Annotated in this window: 22 protein-coding genes; 11 read left to right on the top strand and 11 right to left on the bottom strand. The window is 71.3% G+C overall.

What is annotated here, in order from left to right; translation table 11 throughout:
- Positions 1-4: 4 nt before the first annotated feature.
- Complete coding sequence (locus tag KOI47_RS10230) at positions 5-463, bottom strand: GNAT family N-acetyltransferase (RefSeq protein ID WP_216217216.1); 459 nt, start codon at positions 461-463, stop codon at positions 5-7.
- Positions 464-513: 50 nt separating this feature from the next.
- Between KOI47_RS10230 and KOI47_RS10235 the strand changes: the two genes are divergently transcribed.
- Positions 514-2,034 (top strand): acyl-CoA synthetase, encoded by a 1,521-nt coding sequence (locus KOI47_RS10235; RefSeq protein ID WP_216215745.1) that lies wholly within the window; start codon positions 514-516, stop codon positions 2,032-2,034.
- A 9-nt stretch (positions 2,035-2,043) separates the two neighbouring features.
- Here the strand turns inward: KOI47_RS10235 and KOI47_RS10240 are convergent, their stop codons facing one another.
- The 4 genes from KOI47_RS10240 to KOI47_RS10255 all read right to left on the bottom strand — a co-directional run bounded on the left by KOI47_RS10240 (position 2,044) and on the right by KOI47_RS10255 (position 5,187).
- Complete coding sequence (locus KOI47_RS10240) at positions 2,044-2,805, bottom strand: hypothetical protein (protein ID WP_216215746.1); 762 nt, start codon at positions 2,803-2,805, stop codon at positions 2,044-2,046.
- A gap of 264 nt (positions 2,806-3,069) precedes the next feature.
- Positions 3,070-3,288: a hypothetical protein gene (locus tag KOI47_RS10245; protein WP_216215747.1), complete on the bottom strand. Its 219-nt coding sequence runs from the start codon at positions 3,286-3,288 to the stop codon at positions 3,070-3,072.
- Between the two features lie 10 nt (positions 3,289-3,298).
- Positions 3,299-4,357 carry an MBL fold metallo-hydrolase gene (locus KOI47_RS10250; RefSeq protein WP_232376665.1) on the bottom strand — a complete coding sequence of 353 codons (1,059 nt, stop codon included), beginning with the start codon at positions 4,355-4,357 and terminating at the stop codon, positions 3,299-3,301.
- A complete protein-coding gene (locus KOI47_RS10255; RefSeq protein ID WP_216217218.1) occupies positions 4,354-5,187 on the bottom strand; it encodes a nitrilase-related carbon-nitrogen hydrolase in 834 nt (277 codons plus the stop codon). Before KOI47_RS10255 ends, KOI47_RS10250 begins: the two co-directional genes overlap by 4 nt.
- Before the next feature lie 457 nt (positions 5,188-5,644).
- Here KOI47_RS10255 and KOI47_RS10260 point away from each other — a divergent pair, with 457 nt between their 5' ends.
- Genes KOI47_RS10260 through KOI47_RS10280 form a run of 5 tightly spaced genes read left to right on the top strand, consistent with a single transcriptional unit; the run spans position 5,645 to position 11,549 of the window.
- Positions 5,645-7,063: a pyridoxal phosphate-dependent decarboxylase family protein gene (locus KOI47_RS10260; protein WP_232376666.1), complete on the top strand. Its 1,419-nt coding sequence runs from the start codon at positions 5,645-5,647 to the stop codon at positions 7,061-7,063.
- A gap of 12 nt (positions 7,064-7,075) precedes the next feature.
- Positions 7,076-8,122 carry a uroporphyrinogen decarboxylase/cobalamine-independent methonine synthase family protein gene (locus KOI47_RS10265; RefSeq protein WP_216215748.1) on the top strand — a complete coding sequence of 349 codons (1,047 nt, stop codon included), beginning with the start codon at positions 7,076-7,078 and terminating at the stop codon, positions 8,120-8,122.
- Between the two features lie 10 nt (positions 8,123-8,132).
- Positions 8,133-8,831: a hypothetical protein gene (locus KOI47_RS10270; protein WP_216215749.1), complete on the top strand. Its 699-nt coding sequence runs from the start codon at positions 8,133-8,135 to the stop codon at positions 8,829-8,831.
- Positions 8,832-8,842: 11 nt separating this feature from the next.
- Entirely contained in the window at positions 8,843-10,996 is a 2,154-nt protein-coding gene (ligA, locus tag KOI47_RS10275) for an NAD-dependent DNA ligase LigA (protein ID WP_216215750.1), read from the top strand.
- Complete coding sequence (locus KOI47_RS10280; protein WP_216215751.1) at positions 10,989-11,549, top strand: GNAT family N-acetyltransferase; 561 nt, start codon at positions 10,989-10,991, stop codon at positions 11,547-11,549. The genes ligA and KOI47_RS10280 overlap by 8 nt, the downstream gene beginning before the upstream one ends.
- On the opposite strand, the gene KOI47_RS10285 is transcribed toward KOI47_RS10280, so the two are convergent.
- Complete coding sequence (locus KOI47_RS10285) at positions 11,484-12,095, bottom strand: hypothetical protein (RefSeq protein WP_232376667.1); 612 nt, start codon at positions 12,093-12,095, stop codon at positions 11,484-11,486. The genes KOI47_RS10280 and KOI47_RS10285 overlap by 66 nt on opposite strands.
- Before the next feature lie 51 nt (positions 12,096-12,146).
- On the bottom strand, positions 12,147-12,803 hold the full coding sequence (locus KOI47_RS10290) for an ACT domain-containing protein (protein ID WP_216215752.1): 657 nt from the start codon (positions 12,801-12,803) through the stop codon (positions 12,147-12,149).
- Between the two features lie 218 nt (positions 12,804-13,021).
- Between KOI47_RS10290 and gatC the strand changes: the two genes are divergently transcribed.
- From gatC to KOI47_RS10310, 4 genes are all read left to right on the top strand, one after another.
- Positions 13,022-13,321, top strand: coding sequence for an Asp-tRNA(Asn)/Glu-tRNA(Gln) amidotransferase subunit GatC (gatC, locus tag KOI47_RS10295; RefSeq protein WP_216217221.1), 300 nt, complete (start codon positions 13,022-13,024; stop codon positions 13,319-13,321).
- Positions 13,318-14,844 carry an Asp-tRNA(Asn)/Glu-tRNA(Gln) amidotransferase subunit GatA gene (gene gatA / locus KOI47_RS10300; RefSeq protein ID WP_216215753.1) on the top strand — a complete coding sequence of 509 codons (1,527 nt, stop codon included), beginning with the start codon at positions 13,318-13,320 and terminating at the stop codon, positions 14,842-14,844. Before gatC ends, gatA begins: the two co-directional genes overlap by 4 nt.
- Positions 14,845-14,878: 34 nt before the next feature.
- Entirely contained in the window at positions 14,879-16,381 is a 1,503-nt protein-coding gene (gene gatB, locus KOI47_RS10305) for an Asp-tRNA(Asn)/Glu-tRNA(Gln) amidotransferase subunit GatB (RefSeq protein ID WP_216215754.1), read from the top strand.
- Between the two features lie 82 nt (positions 16,382-16,463).
- Positions 16,464-16,985, top strand: a complete 522-nt coding sequence (locus KOI47_RS10310; RefSeq protein ID WP_216215755.1) for a hypothetical protein — start codon at positions 16,464-16,466, stop codon at positions 16,983-16,985.
- A gap of 9 nt (positions 16,986-16,994) precedes the next feature.
- On the opposite strand, the gene KOI47_RS10315 is transcribed toward KOI47_RS10310, so the two are convergent.
- Positions 16,995-18,188 (bottom strand): PQQ-dependent sugar dehydrogenase, encoded by a 1,194-nt coding sequence (locus KOI47_RS10315; protein ID WP_216215756.1) that lies wholly within the window; start codon positions 18,186-18,188, stop codon positions 16,995-16,997.
- Positions 18,189-18,280: 92 nt separating this feature from the next.
- On the opposite strand from KOI47_RS10315, the gene KOI47_RS10320 reads away from it, so the two are divergent.
- On the top strand, positions 18,281-19,195 hold the full coding sequence (locus KOI47_RS10320) for a 2-hydroxyacid dehydrogenase (protein ID WP_216215757.1): 915 nt from the start codon (positions 18,281-18,283) through the stop codon (positions 19,193-19,195).
- 14 nt (positions 19,196-19,209) lie between these two features.
- On the opposite strand, the gene KOI47_RS10325 is transcribed toward KOI47_RS10320, so the two are convergent.
- The 3 genes from KOI47_RS10325 to cobU are packed head-to-tail and all read right to left on the bottom strand — an operon-like array spanning position 19,210 to position 21,654.
- Positions 19,210-19,959 (bottom strand): adenosylcobinamide-GDP ribazoletransferase, encoded by a 750-nt coding sequence (locus KOI47_RS10325; RefSeq protein WP_232376668.1) that lies wholly within the window; start codon positions 19,957-19,959, stop codon positions 19,210-19,212.
- Positions 19,960-19,969: 10 nt separating this feature from the next.
- Positions 19,970-21,013, bottom strand: coding sequence for a nicotinate-nucleotide--dimethylbenzimidazole phosphoribosyltransferase (cobT, locus tag KOI47_RS10330; protein WP_408629902.1), 1,044 nt, complete (start codon positions 21,011-21,013; stop codon positions 19,970-19,972).
- A complete protein-coding gene (gene cobU / locus KOI47_RS10335) occupies positions 21,010-21,654 on the bottom strand; it encodes a bifunctional adenosylcobinamide kinase/adenosylcobinamide-phosphate guanylyltransferase (RefSeq protein ID WP_216215758.1) in 645 nt (214 codons plus the stop codon). The genes cobT and cobU overlap by 4 nt, the downstream gene beginning before the upstream one ends.
- Positions 21,655-21,671 lie beyond the last annotated feature (17 nt).

Here is a 21,671-nt window from a genome sequence, read left to right on the forward strand (position 1 = left end):
GCGGTCACCGGAGCTCCGCGGGGAGCGCCAGCTTGAACCCGGTGTGCGAGGCGGTGAAGCCGAGCCGCTGGTAGAAGCGGTGTGCCCCGGTGCGGGTCACGTCGGAGGTGAGCTGCACCAGGGCGCAGCCCCGCCCGCGGGCCTCCGCGATCGCCCAGCGGACCAGCCGCTCGCCGAGCCCGGCACCCCGGTGGTCCGGCCGCACCCTTACGGCCTCGATCTGGCCGCGCAGCGCCCCACCTCGCGCCAGGCCCGGGATGATCGTGAGCTGTAGCGTGCCGACCGGCTCCGCATCGGCATCGGCCACGACCAGCAACTGGTTCGGGTCGGCCTCGATCAACTCGAACGCCCGCAGGTAGGGGGCCAGGTCGGTGGTCGACTCCCTGCCGACGCCGAGCTGGTCCGCGGCGAGCATCCGGACGATGGACTCGACATCGGCGGCCTGTGCGCGTCTAATCTTGATCTCACCCACGGGTGTGAGTATGCAACGTCGCAGCTGCGCCAGGAGGTCCGATGACTCCCGCCCCGAACTCCAGCACGGTCGCCGACATCCTGCGGCGGAGCGCCGCGCGGGTCCCGGAACGGGTCGCCCTGCGGTTCGCCGACCGGCAGTGGACCTATGCCGGGCTGGACGCCGCGGTGTCCAGGGCCGCGGCCCATCTGCTCGGCCTCGGCCTCGGCAAGGGTGACCGGGTGGCGGCCTACGGGAAGAACTCCGATGCCTACCTGATCGGATTCCTCGCCTGCGCCAGGGCAGGGCTGGTGCATGTGCCGGTGAACTACAACCTCACCGGGGAGGACCTGGCCTACCTGATCGGGCAGTCCGGCAGTGTCCTGGTGCTCACCGACCCCGCGCTACGAGAGCCGGTGGACGCGGTGGCGGGTGAGCTCGCCGTGCGCGGGGTGCTGCCGCTGCGGGACGCCGAGGACTCCCTGCTCGCCGTTGCCGCGTCCGGTGACGTACCGGAGGTGGCCGCCGAGGTCGCCGACACCGACCTGGCGCAGCTGCTCTACACCTCCGGAACCACCTCCCGGCCGAAGGGCGCGATGATGACGCATCGCGCGCTGGTGCACGAGTACCTTTCCTGCGTGGTCGGGCTCGACCTCGCCGAGGACGACGAGCCGCTGCACGTGATGCCGCTGTATCACAGCGCCCAGATGCACGTGTTCCTGTTGCCCTGGCTGGCGGTCGGCGCCACCAACCAGCTGATGGAGGTGCCCGAGCCGGGCGAGATCCTGCGCCGGATCGCGCGGGACCGGCACCGGGCGTTCTTCGCCGCGCCGACCTTGTGGGTCGCGCTCACCAACCATCCGGACTTCGGCGAATGCGACCTCGGCGCCTTGCGCAAGGCGTACTACGGCGCCTCGATCATGCCGGGCCCCGTGCTGGACCGGCTCCGCGCCGCCATGCCGGAACTGGGCTTCTACAACTGTTTCGGGCAGTCCGAGATCGGCCCGCTGGCCACGATCCTGCGCCCGGAGGAACACGCGGCCCGGCCGGACTCCGCGGGCCGGGCCGCACTGTTCGTGGAGCTGCGGGTGGTCGACGAGCAAGGGACCGACGTGCCGCCCGGCGAGCTGGGCGAGGTCGTCTACCGGTCGCCCCAGCTGTGCACCGGCTACTGGGACAAGCCGGAGGAGACCGAGGAGGCCTTCCGCGGTGGCTGGTTCCACTCCGGCGACCTGGTCCGCAGGGACGAGGAGGGTTTCATCTATGTGGTGGACCGGATCAAGGACGTGATCAACACCGGCGGGGTGCTGGTCGCCTCCCGCGAGATCGAGGACGCGCTGTACACCCATCCCGCGGTCGGCGAGGTCGCCGTGATCGGACTGCCGGACGAGCGCTGGATCGAGGCGATCACCGCCGTCGTGGTGTCCAAACAGGACATTTCAGCGGAGGAGTTGCTGGCACATCTGCGGGAGCGGATGTCGGCTTTCAAGGTTCCCAAGGCCGTGCATTTCGTCGAGGACCTGCCGCGCAACGCCTCCGGCAAGATCCTCAAGCGGGAGCTGCGTACCCGGCTCTCCTCGTAGCGTCGGGCGTCAGCACGGGGTCGAGGCAGGCGAGCAGCGGACCGAAAGCGTGCTGGACAGTTCGTTGCCAGGGCCCGAGATCATGCCCGTCAGCAGCGGATCCAGGTCCTCGGTTGCGCCACACCCGGTGAACGGCGGAATCTCGAAGGTCGAGTTCGTGGTCGTGGCACCGTCCTCCGGCCGCAGGTTCACCTTGTCCTTGATCTTGATCACGAGTGGTTCCGCGGTCCGGCAGTTCGGCCCGACATCCAGCGGCTCACCGTCCACCCGGACATCGGAGAGCGCGAGGAACAGCTTGAGGGTCAGGTCCACCTCGGCGTGCGGAACCGGCTGGAACCCGACCGTCATCAGCCCCTCGGACACGCCGTCCGGGACCATTTCCACGGTATTGGTCACCGGCATGAAGCCGAACGTGACGAAGTAGCCCTCGGCGTTCGGCAAGGTCAGGTTCCCGCGCATCGGGTTCGGCGGCTGGCCGATCGGAACCACCACATCGAACTGTCCCCTTGGGAAGGAGATCTCCGAGTTGAGCTTCTTCACCCGGCTCGTGGCGTCCACCCAGAAGCTGTACCGCAGCCCCGGGCCGGGCGGGAAGTTCCCGTCCGCGGCCGTACCCGGCTCCTCCGCCGTCGGCGCGGCCTGCCTGGCGGCCGCGGCCAGTACGGCCTCGCTGTACCGGTGTTCAGCCGACTGCCCGGCTGGGCCGGGTTCGGACGAGTCCGCGCTGAGCCCGACGACGCTGAGCGCCAGCACGCAGATGGCACCCGCCACGCCTACCGGCCTTCGTAACGCGGACAACATGCGAACCGTACCCCCTGGAGGTGACGCGGTGATACCGGAAATGCTGCTGACAATTACGGCGAAAGCAGTCGGTTTACCGTACGGAACGGTATGGCACGATCACCGCGCCGAGCAAGGCCGGAACCGGTCAAGCCGGATCTCCGGGTTTGCTCCGGCGTTTCTTTGTCATCTCGATTCGAACCGCTTCGGAATTCCACCACATGGGTGTGACAAAGCGCGTTCCGGAACAGGCTCTCAGGCCGGCGGGTAGAAGCCGATGGTGCGGCCGTGCCCCTGCTCCTTGCCGTCCGGGCTGCAGGCCGGGCACGGCCGTCCGGGGTTCAGGGTGAGCACCGTGCCGCCGATGACCGCCGCCTTCGGGTCCGGGATGAACCCGTCGCCACGGCAGGTGTTGCACAGGATCCGCAGCTCGCGCGGGTTGTGCTCGGGCGGGCACTGCTCCGGTTCGGTCATGCGGCCCAGCCTACGTTCCGGGAGCGTAGTACCGGATGCCGTCCCGGTCGGTCGCGGTCAACCTGCCCTGGTGCGCCAGCAGGTCGAGATGCGCCGCGGTCTCCAGCACGGCCAGCGTGCGGTTGAACACGTCCAGTTCCGGCAGTTCCCGTTCGCGCCGGGTCCAGCGCAGCAGGTGCGCCACCGCGTAGGCGGTGTTCGCCCCTGCGGCCACAGTCTCGGCGACGACGCCGAGCCTGCGGTCGTGATGGTCCAGCAGCTCGTCCACCCGCCGGTGCACGCTCGGCGTCACCGGCCCGTGTGCGGGCAGCAGCCGGTGGTCCGGCATCGCGCGCACCAGCCGCAGCGAGTCGAGGAAGTCGCGCAGCGGCAACTCCGGTGGAACGGCCTCGAAGCCGATCGAAGGGGTGATGTGCGGCAGCACGTGGTCTCCGGCGAACAGCAGCCCGGCCTCCTCGTCGGCGAACACTACGTGCCCGGTGGTGTGCCCTGGGGTGTGCACCACCTCGAGCTTGCGCCCCGGCAGCACCGTGCGCGGTCCCGGTTCCAGCCACTCGTCCGGGCGCTCCCAGAGGCCGACCTGCTGCCGTGGGACATCCCCGAACTCGCGGGCCAGTTCCGCCAGCAGCGGACCCGCGCCGCAGCGCACCAGCAGGCGGGCCTGCGTCTCCATCGTCCGCCGGTTCGGGTTGGCCGCCGCCGTCAGTGAGGGCTCCTCCAGCCTGCCCAGCGCTATCCTGCCGCCGAACTCCCTGCGCAGCGCCACCGCCATGGTGTAGTGATCGCGGTGCACGTGGGTGACCAGGAACTGGCGCACATCGCCGAGTTCGGCGCCGATCCCGCGCAGCGCCGTGCTCAGCCGCTCCCGCGCCTCGGGTACCGCCCAGCCCGAGTCGATCAGGACGAGCCCGTCTCTTTCGGTCAGCGCGTAGACGTTCACCGCACGCAGCCCGTCATTCGGCATCGGCAGCGGTATCCGGTATACACCCGGTGCGACGGTGTAGATCCCGGGTTCGGTCCAGTGCCGCGTGCCGTCGTCCTCGGCAGGCGGCGACGGGCTGGTGCTCAATCGTCCCCGCTCTCGTTGATCAACCGTTCCAGCTCCCTGCGCAGCAGGCCGAGCCTGGCGTCGGCGAGCAGCGGGATCTCCCTGCGCCGCCTGCGCACCGCGCCCGGGTCGATCTCCACCATGGTGAGTGACTCGTCCCAGGTCGGTGCGGTGGCCACGGCCGAACCCCAGGGGTCGATCACCCTGGAGCCGCCCCAGAACCGTACCCCGGCCTCGTCGCCGACCCGGTTCACGTACACCACCCAGCACTGTTGCATGCGCGCGGTGAAGGTGAGCAGGTCGTGCCAGTACTCGGCGGGGTCGAAGGAGCCACCGGTCAGTTTCGCCGCGCTGTTCGCGGGCACGATCATCAGCTCGGCCCCGTCCTGCGCGGCGAGCCATGGCAGCATCGGCTGCCAGGCGTCGTTGCAGATCAGCGTGGCGAACCGGCCATGCCGGGTGTCGAAGGCCCGCATGTGCTGCCCGGGACTGGCGTGCTTGCGCTCCTCCCAGATCAGGTAGTTGGGCAGGTACAGCTTGCGGTGGTTGTGCACGATGGCGCCGCCGGAGAGGTAGAACGCCGAGTTGTGCCTGCGGATCCGCCCGTCCTCGAGCAGCCCGATGACCACGTCCGGGCCGTGCCGGGAGAGGTCGGTGAGCCGGGGGTCGTCCGGCCACAGCGAGATGTCGTCGGCCAGCTGCCCGAGTGCGTAGCCGGTGAGGCTGAGTTCGGGGAAGACCACCAGGTCCGCGCCTTTGGTCGCGGCCTCCTTGATGATCCGCTCGGTGTCGTGCAGATTGCCCTCCACGTCGCCGAGCCGGCAGTCGGTCTGTGCGAGCGCCACTCTCAGCGCTTGTCCGGAAACGCGCGGCGCGATCGGCTCGGCGGGGCTCGGCCTCGGGTCGCGGCCGTCACCTCCGCGGGTCATTCGCCCCGCCTCCCCGCTCGTGGGCTCCGCCGCGCGCGTTCCTCCACTCGCCATCACAGGTCCCAGCGGCTTTCGAACGCCCTGTCATGCGTTTCACCTCCCTGCCCTGCGCAGTGCCGCAGTGATCCAGCGTGTCGAAGGTACGCGATCCCACTACCTGGACGCGACAAGACGAGGGCGGGAATCCGGGTCTTCACACCGGCGTCACACCGGCGACGGGTTTGCCCGGCTTCGCGCCCGCTGAGCGAAAATGACATAACCCGTGGATGCGGATTCCTTGGCGGTCATTTTACGAAGATAAGAATGATATTTATGCTGCGTCGCATGTCACAGTGGCAACGGTTTATCGGGGTAGCTGCACGGGAGTACAACTTGCGTCGTGGCTGGTTATTCGTTGGAACCCGACTCGGCCGAAATGATGGACATCGGTCAGTCGGCGCTGAAACTCATCATGGAAGCGGTCGGCGATTTCTCCCATGCGCCGGCTTCGGTGTTCCGCTCGGAAGCCGAGATCTACACCAGGGTCGGTGTCCCGCCTGCCGAGCACGGCGGTGACCTCACCGAGGCGCTCACGGTCTTCCGCGAGGCGGCGCGGGAAGGGCTGGAGACCGCGGGGCCGCGGTACTTCGGCTACGTGCCTACCGGCGGGCTGTACACCTCGGCGATCGCGGACCTGCTGACCAGGGCGCTGAACCGCTCGACCGGGCTGGCCGGGTTCTCCCCGGCGCTGGTCGCCATGGAGGAGGGGGTCATCCGCTGGCTGTGCCGCGAGTTCGAGTTGCCGCGGGGCGCGGGCGGGATCATCACCACCGGCGGCTCCACCGCACACCTTGCCGCGCTGGTCGCGGCCCGGCACGACCGGCTCGGCGAGCGGTTCGCCGACGGCACCATCTACGTCACCGAGCACACCCACTACTCGGTGGCCAAGGCGGCGCGGATCGCCGGCTTTCCCGCCTCCGCGGTGCGCCCGGTGCCGACAACGGCGCAGCTGCGGATGGACCCTGGTGCGCTGGCGGAGCTGGTCGCGGCCGACCGTAGGCAGGGCAGGCGGCCGTTCCTGCTGGTCGCCAACGCTGGCACCACCAGCACCGGCACCGTGGACCCCCTGCCCGAGCTGGCCGCCCTCGCCGGGCGGGAGGGCCTGTGGTTCCACATCGACGGCGCCTACGGCGGGTTCTTCCGGCTGACCGAGCGGGGGCGCGAGTTGCTGCACGGGATCGAGGCCGCGGACTCGCTGGTGGTCGATCCGCACAAGTCGCTGTTCGCCCCGTACGGCACCGGCATGCTGCTGGTGCGCGACCCGCTGCCGCTGCGCGCCGCGCACCAGGGCACCGGGGAATACCTGCAGGACCTCTACCCGAGCCCCGTTCCGCACTATGCGGACTACGGTGCGGAACTCACCAGGGAATGCCGCGGATTCCGGTTGTGGCTGCCGTTGTGGCTGCACGGGGTCGGCGCATTCCGGGAAGCACTCGACGAAAAGCTCGACCTCGCCGAGTACGCCTACCGGGAACTGTCCCGCGGCGGTTCCTTCCACTGCCCGTGGCGGCCGGACCTTTCCACCGTGTGCTTCTCCCTGGCCTCCGGTGGCGAGGAGGCCAACCGCAGGTTGCTGGAATCGGTCAATGCCGAGGGCAGGATCTACCTGTCCAGCACCGTGCTGAACGGCGAGTACTTCCTGCGGTTGTGCGTGCTGTCCCACCGCACGCATGCCGAGCACGTGACCGAGGCGCTGAGCGTGCTGCACGAACATGCCCACCATCCGGCGAGCCCCGCGCTGACCAGCGTGACGGCTTGAGAAGGTAGGGGGGTGCACGAACAGTCATGGCCCTCCGGCGCGGCGACCGGCATCGGCTCGATGCCCGGCACCGACGCCGCCGAAGCCGCAGCCGTCGTCTTCGGCGAACTGCCCGAGTTCCCCTACCTGCCCGAGTTGCCCGCCCGCGGGGTCGGTGCCGACCTGATCGGCCGCACCGCCGCGCTGCTGGTGGACATCGCCGTCGATGTCGCGCCGACCGGCTACCGGGTGACCCAGCGGCCGGGCCACCGGCACCGGCGCGCGGTCGACCTGCTGCGCTGGGACTTCGACTCCTTACAGGAGGCCCAGCAGCGGGCGGGCGCCCGGCCGTCGGTGCTCAAGACCCAGCTGGCAGGCCCGTGGACCCTGGCCGCGGGGATCGAGCTGGCCCGCGGGCACCGGGTACTGACCGATCGTGGTGCCGTGCGCGACTTCGCCGACTCCCTGCTGGAAGGGCTCGCCGCGCATGTGCACGAGCTGGCCACCCGTACCGGGGCACAGGTGGTGGTGCAGTTCGACGAGCCGAGCCTGCCGGAGGTGCTGGCAGGCTCGCTGCCCACCGCCTCCGGCTACGGCACCGTGGACTCGGTGCCGGCGCCGGAGGCCCGCGAGCTGCTCAGCACCGTGATCTCCGGCGCCGAGCGGCTCACCGGGCAGCGGGTAGTGGTGCACTGCTGCGCGCCCCGGCCCCCGGTGGCCCTGCTGCGCGCGGCCGGCGCGGGGGCGCTCGCGCTGGACGCCACCCTGCTCGACGGTGCGCCCGCCAGACTGCTGGACGAGTTCGGCGAGGCATGGGACTCGGGCACGGTCTTCCTGCTGGGCCTGGTGCCGAGCACCCGGCCCGCGCCGCCGGGCTCGAGCCCGGACCTGCACCAGCTCGCCGAGCCCGCGCTGCGGCTGGCCGACCGGCTCGGGTTCGCCCGTTCGATCCTGGCCGAGCGAGCCGTGCCGACCCCCACCTGCGGCCTCGCCGGTGCGGAGCAGGACTGGATGCGGCGCGCGCTGGCGCTGGCCCGCGATCTCGGCAAAGCCTTCGTGGAGCCGCCAGAAGGCTGGTAGACACAGGCAGATGCGCTTCTTCTTTCGCCGCCGCGAGCGGGAGGAACCCGCCGATCCGCGGACCCCGTGGCCGCGGCAGGAGGCCGCCACCGACCCCGAGGCGGCCGCGGCCGCCTTCTGGCGGCAGTGGTTCGAGCTGTTGCCGCAGGTCAACGCGGCGCTCGGGGACCGGGAGCCGCAGCGCGTCGAACACGAGCTGTGCCGCGCGGTCGCACTCGTGCATCCCGATCTGCATTTTTCCCTCGAACGGGGACAGCGGGCGGTGTACGCGCTGGTGGTCAGCGGCCAGGAGGACCCCGGCCTGCGCCCGTACACCGACGCCTGGAAGGCCGCCGCACCCGCGGAGGACGCGATCTGGGAGTACCACGATTCGGTACCCCCGGTGCCGGACCCCACCGAGGTCACGGTGAACCTCGGTGCGCACCGCATCCCGCTGGCCGAGGTGCGGGTGGTGGCGCAGGTGGACCCGGCCGAGTCCGTGGTGGACGTGGCTGTGCACCACCCGCTGCTGGGCGAGCTGGAGCAGGCCGCCCGCCAGGCGATGACCTTCCTGCCGCTGGACGCGACACTGGGTGAGCGGCTCGCCGCCGAGCGGTTACGCAGGGTGGAGACCGCGGAGGCCGAGCCCACCGGGACGATCTCCCTGCTCGAGCTGCGTGACCTGGTACGGAAGCTTGCCGGGGGCGAACCTGTCGGTGATCCTGACTAGGCTGCGGGACTGTGAGCAGCGAAGAGCTTCCAGTGGATCAGGTGGACGCGGACGCGGCGCAGGACCTCGCGGACGTGCCGGCGCAGGCGCGGGACCGGCATGCCGAGCTGGCCGAGGAGGTCAGGGGGCACCAGTTCCGCTACTACGTGCTGGACGCGCCGACGATTTCCGACGGCGCGTTCGACGCGCTGCTGCGCGAGCTGGAGGAGCTGGAGCAGGCCCACCCGGGCCTGGCCTCGCCGGACTCGCCGACCCAGCAGGTCGGCGGCACCTTCTCCACCGAGTTCGCCACACACGACCACCTCGAGCGCATGCTCAGCCTGGACAACGCGTTCGACCTGGAGGAGCTGCAGGCCTGGGTGGACAGGGTGGAGCGCGAGGTCGGCGGTTCGACCCGGTACCTGTGCGAGCTGAAGATCGACGGCCTCGCGATCAACCTGCTGTACGAGCACGGCAAGCTCACCCGTGCACTGACCAGGGGAGACGGCCGCACCGGTGAGGACGTCACGCTGAACGTGCGCACCCTGGAGCAGGTACCCGAGACACTCACCGCCTCCCCCGAGTTCCCGGTGCCCGCCCTGGTCGAGGTGCGCGCCGAGGTGTTCTTCCGGATCGAGGACTTCCTGGAGCTGAACGCCGGACTGGTGGCCGCCGGCAAGCCGCCGTTCGCCAACCCGCGCAACACCGCCGCGGGCTCGCTGCGGCAGAAGGACCCCCGGGTCACCCGCAGCCGCAAGCTCCGGCTGATCTGCCACGGCCTCGGCAGGCGGGAGGGGTTCGAGCCGGAGCGCCAGTCCGATTCGTACCAGGCGCTGGCGGCCTGGGGGCTGCCGGTTTCCGAGCACGTCCGGGTCATCGACACCGCCGAGGGACTGGTCGAGCACATCCGGTACTGGGACGAGCACCGGCACGACGCCGAGCACGAGATCGACGGCGTGGTGGTCAAGGTGGACCAGGTGTCCCTGCAACGCAGGCTGGGCAGCACCTCGCGGGCGCCGCGCTGGGCCATCGCGTACAAGTACCCGCCGGAGGAGGCCAACACCACGCTGCTGGACATCCAGGTCAACGTGGGCCGGACCGGGCGGGTGACCCCGTTCGCGGTGATGGAACCGGTGAAGGTCGCCGGTTCCACGGTTGCCATGGCGACCCTGCACAACGCGGAGGAAGTCAAGCGCAAGGGGGTGCTGATCGGGGACCGGGTGGTGATCCGCAAGGCGGGCGACGTGATCCCCGAGGTGCTCGGGCCGGTCACCGAGGCGCGGACCGGCGAGGAACGCGAGTTCCTGATGCCCACCAGGTGTCCCGAGTGCGGCACCCCGCTGGCGCACCAGAAGGAGGGCGATGTCGACATCCGCTGCCCGAACGCGCGTTCCTGCCCCGCGCAGCTGCGGGAGCGGCTGTTCCACCTCGCCGGCCGGGGCGCCTTCGACATCGAGGTGCTCGGCTACGAGTCGGCGACCGCGCTGCTGGACTCCGGCGTGGTGGCCGACGAGGGGGACATCTTCGACCTGGACGAGGACAAGCTCATGCAGGTCGAGCTGTTCCGGACCAAGGCGGGGGAGCTCTCGGCGAACGGGCACAAGCTGCTCGCCAATCTGGAGGCGGCCAAGGACCGGCCACTGTGGAAGGTGATCGTCGGGCTCTCCATCCGGCATGTCGGCCCCACCGCGGCGCAGGCACTGGCCAGGGAGTTCGGTTCACTGGAGCGGATCGAGCACGCATCCGAGCAGGAGCTGTCCGATGTGGATGGTGTGGGTCCGACGATCGCGCACGCGGTCGAGGAGTGGTTCTCCGTGGACTGGCACCGCGAGGTGGTGGCGAAATGGCGCCGTGCCGGGGTTCGGATGGAGGAGGAGCGGGACGAGTCCATTCCCCGCCACCTGGAAGGTCTGTCTATTGTGGTCACCGGATCCCTCGAGGGGATCTCCAGGGACGAGGCCAAGGAAGCGATCATGGCCCGTGGCGGGAAGGCCGCGGGTTCGGTGTCCAAGAAGACCGCGTTCGTGGTCGTCGGGGACACCCCGGGATCGAAGTACGACAAGGCAGTGCAACTGAAGGTGCCGGTGCTGGACGAGGCCGGCTTCCGGGTGCTGCTGGACCGTGGCCCGGACGCGGCGGCCGAGCTGGCACTGCCCACTGGGGAGGAAACCGAGTCGGATGAGTGATGTCACCGTACGGCGGGCACGGCAGGGCGAGCTGACCGAGATCGGCGAGATCACGGTCGCCGCCTACCTGGCGGACGGCTTCGTCGGCCCCTCGGTGGAGGAGGGTTACGCGGGCAAGCTGCGCGACGCCGCGCACCGGGCCGAGCATGCCGAGCTACTGGTCGCCGTGGACGAGCAGGGCGCCGTGCTGGGCTCGGTGACCGTGGTGTGGCCGGGTACCGAGTACTCCGAGGTCAGCACGGAAGGGGAGATCGAGTTCCGGATGCTGGCCGTGGCCCCGGCCGCGCGCGGCCGGGGGGTGGGGGAGGCGCTGATCAGAGCGGTGCTGCGGCGGGCGCGGGAGGAGCGGGCGAGCCGGGTGGTGCTGTGCAGCCTCGACCGGATGCACACCGCGCACCGCCTCTACCAGCGGGTGGGCTTTCGCCGGATCCCCGAACGCGACTGGCGCCCCGCGCCGGATGTCCACCTGCTGTGCTACGGGATCGAGTCAGGATCCCCCGCGCTTGCGGTAGAGCACGAGGACCGTGCTGCCCGCCAGGATCAGCCCGGCTAGGATCACCGGCGCCACGCCGAGGTGCTCCAGTATCCAGTCCGCGACCCGGCGGCTGCGCGAGGTCGGATCGGCCAGCACGATGGCCACGAAGGCGGCCGCGAGCACGGTGACCCCGCCCAGCAGCCACTTGCCGAGCGGCCTGCTCAGCCCGGCACGATCCCGGATGACCCGCCCCGCCCGCAGGATCCGACCGGCGCGCAGCACCCGCAGGGTGCCGATGGACAGCAGCAGCCGCAGCACCTGCACCGGGCCCACCACGAAGATCACCGCGGGTACCGTTGCGGCCGTGACGACCAGCGTCCACCGGTGCTTACGGACCCAGTCCCGGACGTCATCACTGAGCCACAACAGGATCAGCGACTCGCCGAGCAGGACCACCAGCGAGGCCCAGTTGAGCACGCTGCCCACGACCGCCGCGGTGCCCTCGGCGGTGGTGAGGAAGACGGCAGGCACCGAAACCAGCGCCGCGATCAGCACCGGTATCGCCAGCCGCTCCTCCATCTCCCCGGCACGATCGTTCCGCGCGGGGTCCTGGGACGAGCTCATCACCGTTCAGCTTAGTTCGCTCCCGCCGCCGGTCCGCCCGGCGCAGCGCGGTCAGCCGTCCAGGACGACGGCGACGATCCCGGCCAGATGCGCCAGCCTGGCGACCTCGGCCGCGCGGAACATCGGTCCGCCGGGACGCCCGACCAGCAGCGCCCGGTCCGGCTTGCCGAGCGGCGTGGCGGCGAGTTCGGTGCCGAGTTCCTGCCAGGTGGACGGGATCCAGGACTCCTCCGAGTCCAGCACGGTGGCGCGCTCCAGCGGCAGCCACGGCAGTTCCGCGATGGGCGCCTCCGGCGCGGCGCCGGAGGAGGCGAGCCGCTTCACGGACCCGTCGGACTGCCTGCGCACCACCAGCGACCAGCCGGCGCGCACGATCTTCGGCACGCCCTCGACCAGGATCTCCAGCCCGGCGGCTGGCTGCCCGGCGATCTCCTCGACCAGTTCCAGCTCGCGATGTGTGTCCAGCACACCGGCATAGGGCCGGACCGCGTCCACCTCGACGCCCTCGACGCTCTCCGCGGCGGTGATCAGGGCGTCCGGCAGGCGCCCGGAGGGCAGCTCGACCACCAGGTCGTCGATGGCCACCCCGGAGCCGCGCTCCACGACATCGAGGCTGAGGATGTCCGCGCCGACCATGCCGAGCGCCGTGGCCACCGCACCGAGGGTCCCAGGGCTGTCCGGGAGCTGCACCCGGATCAGGAAGGACAACGCGAACCCCTCTCGGGTCTGAAAGCTCCAGCCTCGCCGTGGAGCCGCTCTTGCCGACCGCTGATTGTGACAGACTCCGGCCGCGCGATGGCATACCGTCCGCAGAGCGCGATCATCTTGTGCCCTGGTGTCGACAACCCGGTCGAGCGGGCGGCGAGCGGGACCATAAACTTGCGTACTTGACAAGGACCGACGAGCACACCCCGGGGGTTACCCGCGTGCCCAACATTTCCCGTGACGAGGTCGCGCACCTCGCCAAACTGGCCAGGCTGGCCGTCACCGACGAGGAACTGGACACCTTCGCCGGCCAGCTCGACCAGATCCTGGACGCCGTGGCCAAGGTGGGCGAGGTCGCGGGCGGGGACATCCCGCCGACCTCACACGCCGTGCCGCTGACCAACGTTTTCCGTGACGATGTGGTCCGCCAGGGGCTCAGCCAGCAGCAGGCGCTCGCCGGGGCGCCCGCGGCGGAGGAAGGCCGGTTCCGGGTACCGCGGATCCTGGGGGAAGAGCAGTGACCGATCCGACCGATCTGACCAAACTGTCCGCCGCCGAGCTGGCGGCGAAAATTCACGCCCGCGAGGTGACCTCGGCCGAGGTCACCAGGGCGCACCTGGACCGGATCGCCGCGGTGGACGACCACGTGCACGCGTTCCTGCACGTGGACCGGGAGGGTGCGCTGGCCGCGGCCGAGGCCGTGGACGCCGACCTCGCCGCAGGCAGGGCCCCGGCCTCGCCGCTGGCCGGGGTGCCGCTCGCACTCAAGGACGTGTTCACCACCAAGGGCATCCCCACCACCTGCGGGTCGCGGACCCTTGAGGACTGGGTCCCGCCGTATGACGCCACGGTGACCCGCAGGCTGCGCGAGGCCGGGGTGGTGATCCTCGGCAAGACGAACATGGACGAGTTCGCGATGGGCTCCTCCACCGAGAACTCGGCCTTCGGGCCCACGCACAACCCCTGGGACCACGCGCGCATCCCCGGCGGCTCCGGCGGTGGCTCCTCGGCCTCGCTGGCCGCGTTCGAGGCCCCGCTGGCGATCGGCACCGACACCGGCGGTTCCATCCGCCAGCCCGGCGCGGTGACCGGCACGGTGGGCGTGAAGCCGACCTACGGCGGGGTTTCCCGTTACGGCCTCGTCGCCTTCTCCTCCTCGCTGGACCAGGGCGGTCCGTGCGCGCGGACGGTGCTGGACGCGGCGCTGCTGCACGAGGTCATCGGCGGGCACGACCCGATGGACTCCACCTCGATCGACGCCCCGGTCCCTCCGGTGGTCGAGGCCGCGCGGGAAGGCGCGCGGGGCGACCTGAGCGGGATGCGGATCGGCGTGGTCAGCGAGTTTCGCGGCGAGGGGTACCAGCCGGGCGTGCTGCGCTCCTTCGAGGCGGCCGTGGACCAGTTGCGCGCACTCGGCGCCGAGGTGGTCGAGGTGTCCTGCCCGCACTTCACCTACGCGCTGCCGGCCTACTACCTGATCGCGCCCAGTGAGGCCTCCTCGAACCTGGCCCGGTTCGACGCCATGCGTTACGGCCTGCGGGTGAGCGACGACGGCACGCACAGCGCCGAGGAAGTCATGTCGCTGACCAGGGAGGCCGGGTTCGGCCCCGAGGTCAAGCGGCGGATCATGCTGGGCACCTACGCGCTGTCCTCCGGCTACTACGACGCCTACTACGGCTCGGCGCAGCAGGTGCGCACGCTGATCATCCGCGACTTCGACGCCGCCTTCGAGCAAGTGGACGTGCTGGTGTCGCCGACGACGCCGACCACCGCCTTCAAGATCGGCGAGCGGGTGGACGATCCGCTCGCCATGTATCTCGCCGACCTGTGCACCATCCCCTCGGATCTGGCGGGCAACGCCGCGCTGAGCGTGCCCTGCGGGCTTTCCGACGAAGACGGGCTCCCGGTGGGCCTGCAGGTGATGGCGCCCGCGCTGGCCGACGACCGGCTGTACAAGGTCGCCGCCGCCTACGAGGGGGCTCGCGATGCCACGGCCGGCTCGCTGGTACACCAGGTTCCCGAGCTGAACGGAGCGGCACGGTGACCCACGACGACGTACTTTCTCCCGCGGAGGAGCGATGACGACAGTGGTCGAGTTGATGGACTACGCGGAGGTCGTCGAGCGCTTCGACCCGGTGCTCGGGCTCGAGGTGCACGTGGAGCTGTCCACCGCGACCAAGATGTTCTGCGGCTGCCCGAACCTGTTCGGCGGGGAGCCCAACACGCATGTCTGCCCGACCTGCCTCGGCCTTCCCGGCGCGCTGCCGGTGGTCAACGGCAAGGCGGTGGAGTCGGCGGTCCGGATCGGGCTCGCGCTGAACTGCGCGATCGCGCCCTGGTGCCGGTTCGCCAGGAAGAACTACTTCTACCCCGACATGCCGAAGAACTTCCAGACCTCGCAGTACGACGAGCCGATCGCCTTCGACGGCCATCTGGACGTGGTGCTGGACGACGGTGAGGTGGTGCGGATCGGCATCGAGCGGGCGCATATGGAAGAGGACACCGGCAAATCGCTGCACGTCGGTGGCGCGACCGGGCGGATCCACGGCGCCGAGCACTCGTTGCTGGACTACAACCGGGCCGGGGTGCCGCTGATCGAGATCGTCACCAAACCGGTCACCGGGATGGGCGCGCGGGCGCCCGAGGTCGCCCGCGCCTACGTCACCGCCCTGCGCGACCTGCTGCGTGCCATGGACGTCTCCGATGTGCGGATGGACCAGGGTTCGCTGCGCTGCGATGCGAACGTCTCGCTGATGCCCAAGGGGGGCACCGAGTTCGGCACCCGCACCGAGACCAAGAACGTCAACTCGTTGCGCAGCGTGGAACGGGCGGTGCGGTACGAGATGACCCGGCATGCCGCGATCCTCGCCGACGGCGGCAGCATCCGGCAGGAGACCAGGCACTTCCAGGAGGCGGACGGCACCACATCGGCCGGCCGCACCAAGGAGACCGCCGAGGACTACCGCTACTTCCCCGAGCCGGACCTGGTACCGATCGCCCCCTCAAAGGAGTGGGTGGAGCAGCTGCGCACCACCCTGCCCGAGCTGCCGTGGGAACGGCGCAAGCGCATCCAGCAGGAGTGGAACCTCACCGACGAGGAGCTGCGGGACCTGGTCAACACCGGCGCCGCCGACCTGGTCGCGGCGACCGTGGACGCCGGGGCCGAGCCGGGGGAGGCGCGCAGCTGGTGGGTGCAGTTCCTGACCCAGCAGGCCAACACCCGCGAGGTCGAGCTCGCCGAGCTTGCGATCACCCCGGCGCAGGTCGCCACCGTGATCGGCCTGGTCAAGCAGGGGGAGCTGACCAACAAGCTCGCCCGCGAGGTCGTGCAGGGCGTGCTGGACGGCGAGGGCGAGCCGGGCGAGGTGATCGAACGGCGCGGGCTGAAGGTGGTCTCCGATGACTCCGCCCTGATCACCGCGGTGGACGAGGCGCTGGCCGCGCAGCCGGACGTGGTGGAGAAGATCCGCGGCGGCAAGGTGCAGGCGGCAGGCGCGATCGTGGGCGCGGTGATGAAGGCCACCAAGGGGCAGGCCGACGCCAAGCGGGTGCGCGAGCTGATCATGGAGCGCTGCCAGTAGCGCCGGACCGGGCCGTGACCTTTCGTGCGTCCTCCCACTACCGTGAGCCGGTCCTGCTGGAGTCGGTGACAAAGGAGTTGGAGTGAGCCGCGCTACCAAGCGCACGGAACCTGCCCGTTTTCGCCTGCATGCGGTCACCTGGTGGCAGTGGGCCGGCTTCGCGGCCGGGCTGCTCGCGACGATCGCGCTGTTCCTGCCGTGGACGGTGCTGAGCTCGGCTGACCCGGAGCTGTCCGCGGCGCTGGCCGAACTGCCTGCCGCGGATGTCACCCGGGACGCGTGGAGCTCGGGGGTGCTTGCCTGGGCCCCGCCGTTGTTGCTGCTGCTCGCCGGGGCCGCGGTGCTGGCGTTCGGGCAGTTCCGCGCGGTCCGGGTGGCCGGGTTGCCGCAGCTGTGGCTGGTCGCCACGGTGGTCGTGCTCGCCCTGCTGGTACTGGCCTGGGTGGGCATCGGCTGGCAGTTCGGCAGTGAGGAGCACGCCCTGCTCACCGAGGCGGGAGTGGCGGTGGACGCCGGTCTCGGCCGCTACCTCGGGATGGCCGCGGCCGCCGCCTCCTTCGCCGTGGCCCTGCTGGAAGTGCTGACCAGCCGCAAGCGCCGGTGATCCACTTGGCTAGTCGCGGCCGCCGCCGCGGTTGCTGGGCTGGATCTGGATCACCACGGTGCGGTCGTCGCTGGAGACCGGCTCGCCGCCGTCCTTGTTTACCGTGCCGACCACCGCGGTCGTCTCGTTCAGGATGGCCATTCCGGCCAGCCTGCCGTACGCCCTGGACTCCTCGCCGTCCAGCATGGTCGTCGGCTCGCCGCCGACCGAGCCGTCCTCGCCGACCGGCAGGAGCTGCACATTGCCCGCCTCCGCGGTGGCGATGGCCACCAGCGTGCCGGTGTCCGCGCATCCGGCGAGCCCCGGCTGGTCCGGCCAGGTCCAGGCTGGCGTGCTCAGCGGTTTCCCGTCCTCGATCCGGTAGATCACGTCCTTGCCCGCACCGCGGTCGGTCACCCAGCGGCGGGAGCCGTCCAGGGACTGGCACAGGCCGCCCGGACTGTGCAGGCCACTGGCCAGTACGGCGGAGCCCGGGGTCGGGTTTCCCTTCGCGGGATTACCCGTGGTGTCGATCCGCAGCACCTTCCCCGCCAGCGAGTTCGGGTCGGCCGCCGCGCGCTCGTCCCCGGCGTCGCCGGTGGCGACCAGCAGGGCCCCGGTGCCGTCGGTGGCCAGCGCGCCGCGGTTTCCGTTCTGCCCCTTGGGAATGCCGGTGAGGATGGGTTTCACCGGTTGTCCCTTGGCGAAGCGGACCACCCGGTTGTCCGTGGCGGTGGTCACATAGGCGAAGATCAGCCGGTCCTCGGCGTAGCTGGGGGAGAGGGCCAGCCCGGTCAGCCCGCCGTCCCCCGCCGCTTCCACCGGCAGGGTGGCGATCTCCTTCTTGGTGGGCCCGCCCTGCGTACGTGCGGTGCGGAACACCTTGCCGCTCTTGCGTTCCCCGGCCAGCGCGCTCATATCCGGCAGCACCGCCACCGCCGCCACGGTGTCCATGCAGGTGCCGAGCACGGCCTGGTCGAAGTCCGTGCAGCCTTCCGGCGGCGGAACGGAGGTCTGCGGGGCGCCCGGGGTGGCGGGCCCGGCCCCGGTGCCGTCCGCCTCGGGCAACTGCGGCTGCGGCCCGGCCTCGGGGGTCAGCTGCGGGGCGGGTTCCCAGGTCTGCCCGGCCACGGAGTCGTCGAACTCGGCACAACTGGACAGCAACAACCCGCCGGCCAGCAGCGCCAGCGGCCAGCCGGTGTTCCTTCTGAACCGGGTTCGCACGACACCGAGCCTATGTGGCCCGCGGTGAATCTCGGGTAAGTGGTGTCGGATGGGGGAAGCGCAGGCCACGCGGGCTCGATAACGTGGCGATCATGACGGTAATCGTGCTGGTTCCCGACGACGACGGGATGGACGCGCTCTCGGTCGTCGAAGGCGTCCGCCCGGTTCGCTACGAATGGGGTGAGCCGCTGCCGCCGGAGGCACGCGAGGCCGAGGTGCTGATCCCCGGTTTCCACGGGGCACCAACGGACGAGTCCTTCTTCGCCGAACTGCCCAGCGTGAAGCTCATCCAGCTGCTCTCGGCTGGTGCGGAGGACTGGGTGTCCGCGGTGCCCGAGGGCATCCTGCTGTCCACGTGCCGCGGCGCGCATGGCGGCAGTACCGCCGAATGGGTGGTGGCGGTGTTGCTGTCCATATACCGCGAGCTGGTCGGTTTCGCCGCGGACCAGGACGAGCGCAGGTGGAGCAGGCGCACCACGGACAGCCTGCAGGGCAAGAACGTGCTGATCGTCGGCGCGGGGGACCTCGGAAGCCAGCTGCGCGGCAGGCTGGAACCCTTCGACGCCAGGGTCACCATGGTCGGCCTCACCTCGCGGCCGGGGGTGCACGCGGTGGAGGAGCTGCCGACCCTGCTGGGCGACCACGACGTTGTGGCGCTGATGGTGCCGCTGACCTCCCGCACGCACGGCATGGTCGACGCCAAGTTCCTCGCCGCGATGTCCGACGGCGCCATCCTGGTGAACGCCTCCCGCGGCCGGGTGGTGGACACCGAGGCACTGTTCGCCGAGCTGCGCACCGGGCGGCTGCGGGCCGCGCTGGACGTCACCGACCCCGAACCGCTGCCGCCCGACCATCCGTTGTGGACGGTACCGGGCCTGGTGCTGACCCCGCATGTGGCGGGTGCGGCCCGTGGGGCGCAGCGCCGTTCCTACTCGGTCGCCGCGGCCGAGATCGAGCTCTACGTCAACGGTGAGCTGCCCAAGAACCTGGTGCACGGTGAGTACTGACCCGCGGCGACCCGCTACGTGCTGAGGGCGAGCAGGGTGGCGGCGGTGGCGATTTCCACGCCGGCGCCGAGGACGTCGCCGGTGATCCCGCCGAACCGGCGCAGGCAGCGCCACAGCAGTGCCGTGGCGGCCAGCAGCCCCAGCGCCACGGCGAGCGGGCCGCGCCACCACGCGAGCCCGGGGGCGAGCGCGGACAGCGCGGCGAGCCCCAGCAGCATGGCGGCGGCCGCCGGTACGGGCACCGCGCCTGCCACCGTGCTGCCAAGGCCGTCCTGGCGGGCCGAGGGGATGCCGCGGGCGCAGTACAGGCTCACCGCGGCGCGCCCGGCAGGCACCGCGACCGCCAGCGCCGCCACCCCGTGCCCGGCCCGCACCGCGCCTTCCAGCGCCGCGCACTGCACCAGCAGCACCAGCAGCAGGGTGGCGACCCCGGACGGCCCCGAGTCGCCCGTGCGCATCACCGCCAGCGCCCGCCCGCGGTCGTAGGAGGCCGCGAGACCGTCCGCGGTGTCGGCGAGGCCGTCCAGGTGCAGGCCCCTGCTGCCGAGCGCGACGGTGCCGACGGCGAGGCCCGCGGCGGCCAGCGCGGGCAACCCGAGCGCCGCCGCCCCGGCGAGCACGAGGCAGCCCAGCACGCCAAGCGGCACCGCGGCCAGCGGTGCGAGCAACATCGCCCCGCCTGCCACCCGCCGGTCGATCCGCCGTGGTGCGGGCACCGGCAGCGCGGTGAGCGTGCCGAAGGCCATCCGTAGCGCGTCCAGCACGGGAATCCGTTCAGGAAAGGTCGAGGTCGGCGAGCGAGCTCATCTCGGCGAGCACCGCGCGTGCCGAGCGCAGCACCGCGACGGCCTGCACGGCGCCGCTGCCCTCGCCCAGCCGCAGCCCGAGGTCCAGGATCGGCTCCAGCCCCAGCGCCTTCAGCGCGAAGGACTGCGCAGGCTCGGTGGAGCGGTGCCCGGCCAGCCACCAGCGTTCGGCCCCCGGCGCCAGCTCCCGTGCCACCAGCGCGGCGGCCCCGGAGAACACGCCGTCCAGCAGCACCGGCACCCGGCGGGCCGCGGCCTGCACCAGGAAGCCAGCGGTAGCCGCGGCGCAGGCACTGCCCAGCGCGGTGAGCAGGTCCAGCGGCGCGGCCGCCCGGTGCCCTGCCCGTTCCAGCGCGGCGCGGACGACCTCGACCTTGCGTGCCCGGCCCGCGTCGTCCACCCCGGTGCCGCTGCCGACCACGTCCTCGGCCGGTAGCCCGAGCGCGGCGGCGACCAGCGCGGCGGCCACCGTGGTGTTCCCGATCCCCATGTCGCCTGGGATCAGCAGGTCGGCACCGGAGTCGATCTCCTCATCGGCGACCGCGCGGCCGGCAGCGAAGGCACGCTCGGCCTCCTCGGCGGTGAGCGCGTCGGCGATGTCGATCGAGCCGGAGCCACGCCGGATCTTGTGCCGGACCACCTCCGCAGGCAGGTCCAGCTCGCCGTCCACCGCGATGTCCAGCACCCGTACCCGCGCCCCGGCCTGGGCGGCGAGCACGCCGACGCCGCTGCCCCCGGAGCGGAACACGCGCACCATGGCCGCGGTGATCTCCCTCGGGTAGGCCGAAACCGCCGCCCGCTCGGCCACCCCGTGGTCGCCTGCGAACACCACCACCCGCACGTCGCCGAACTCGCGCGGGGGCACGCTGTCCTGCGCCGCGCTCAGCCAGGCGGCGAGCTCCTCCAGCCTTCCCAGCGCGCCCAGCGGCTTGACCAGCCCGTCCAGGCGCCGCTGCGCCTCCTGCCGTGCCCGCTCGCTGGGTTCCGGGATCGGTATGCGCTGCTCGCTCACGGCAAGCCCCTCTCCTGCAGTCTGAGTATCCGCCCGGCCACGACCAGCTGGACGGCGTCGGCGTGCCGGGCGACCTGGCTGTTCAGTGAGCCGAGTACATCGCGGAACACCCGGCCGGACACGGTGGGCGGCACGATGCCCATGCCCACCTCGTTACTGACCGCGACCACCGGTACCCGCGCGGTGCGCCAGGCCTCCACGAAGTCGGTGAGCCGCTCGTCGATCCGCTGCTGCCAGCCCTCGGCCTGGTCCCAGGCACCCACCTCGTCCAGCACCCGGCTCAGCCAGGTGCCGAGGCAGTCGATCAGCAGCGGGCCGGTGGCCTCCCGCAGCGCCGCGGCGAGATCGGTGGTCTCAACCGTGTGCCAGTGTGCGGGCCTGCGTTCCCGGTGGGCGGCCACCCTGGCCGCCCACTCCGGGTCGTCCGCGCTCGGTGGCAGCCCGGCTGCGACGTAGGTCACCCTGGCATGCCGGGCGCACAGCCGTTCGGCATGCCGGGACTTGCCGGAGCGCACTCCGCCGAGGATCAGCACCCGACCGTCGTCTCCCGGGTGGCCTGCGTAACGGCGTAACGCTCGTATCCCGGCCTCCAGCCGGGTGGCCACGAGGGCGGCGAGCCGTCGCGTCGGTTGCGTCGTCATGCCCGGCATTCTCGCGG

The sequence above is a fragment of the Amycolatopsis aidingensis genome (assembly GCF_018885265.1).
GTDB lineage: Bacteria > Actinomycetota > Actinomycetes > Mycobacteriales > Pseudonocardiaceae > Amycolatopsis > Amycolatopsis aidingensis.

What these genes read in the sequence shown, in the direction of transcription:
- cobU (WP_216215758.1), bottom strand. Translation starts at nt 21,654, where the DNA reads ATGACGACGCAACCGACGCGACGGCTCGCCGCCCTCGTGGCCACCCGG.
- KOI47_RS10320 (WP_216215757.1), top strand. Translation starts at nt 18,281, where the DNA reads ATGACGGTAATCGTGCTGGTTCCCGACGACGACGGGATGGACGCGCTC.
- KOI47_RS10235 (WP_216215745.1), top strand. Translation starts at nt 514, where the DNA reads ATGACTCCCGCCCCGAACTCCAGCACGGTCGCCGACATCCTGCGGCGG.
- gatB (WP_216215754.1), top strand. Translation starts at nt 14,879, where the DNA reads ATGACGACAGTGGTCGAGTTGATGGACTACGCGGAGGTCGTCGAGCGC.
- KOI47_RS10280 (WP_216215751.1), top strand. Translation starts at nt 10,989, where the DNA reads ATGAGTGATGTCACCGTACGGCGGGCACGGCAGGGCGAGCTGACCGAG.
- KOI47_RS10285 (WP_232376667.1), bottom strand. Translation starts at nt 12,095, where the DNA reads ATGAGCTCGTCCCAGGACCCCGCGCGGAACGATCGTGCCGGGGAGATG.
- KOI47_RS10270 (WP_216215749.1), top strand. Translation starts at nt 8,133, where the DNA reads ATGCGCTTCTTCTTTCGCCGCCGCGAGCGGGAGGAACCCGCCGATCCG.
- KOI47_RS10245 (WP_216215747.1), bottom strand. Translation starts at nt 3,288, where the DNA reads ATGACCGAACCGGAGCAGTGCCCGCCCGAGCACAACCCGCGCGAGCTG.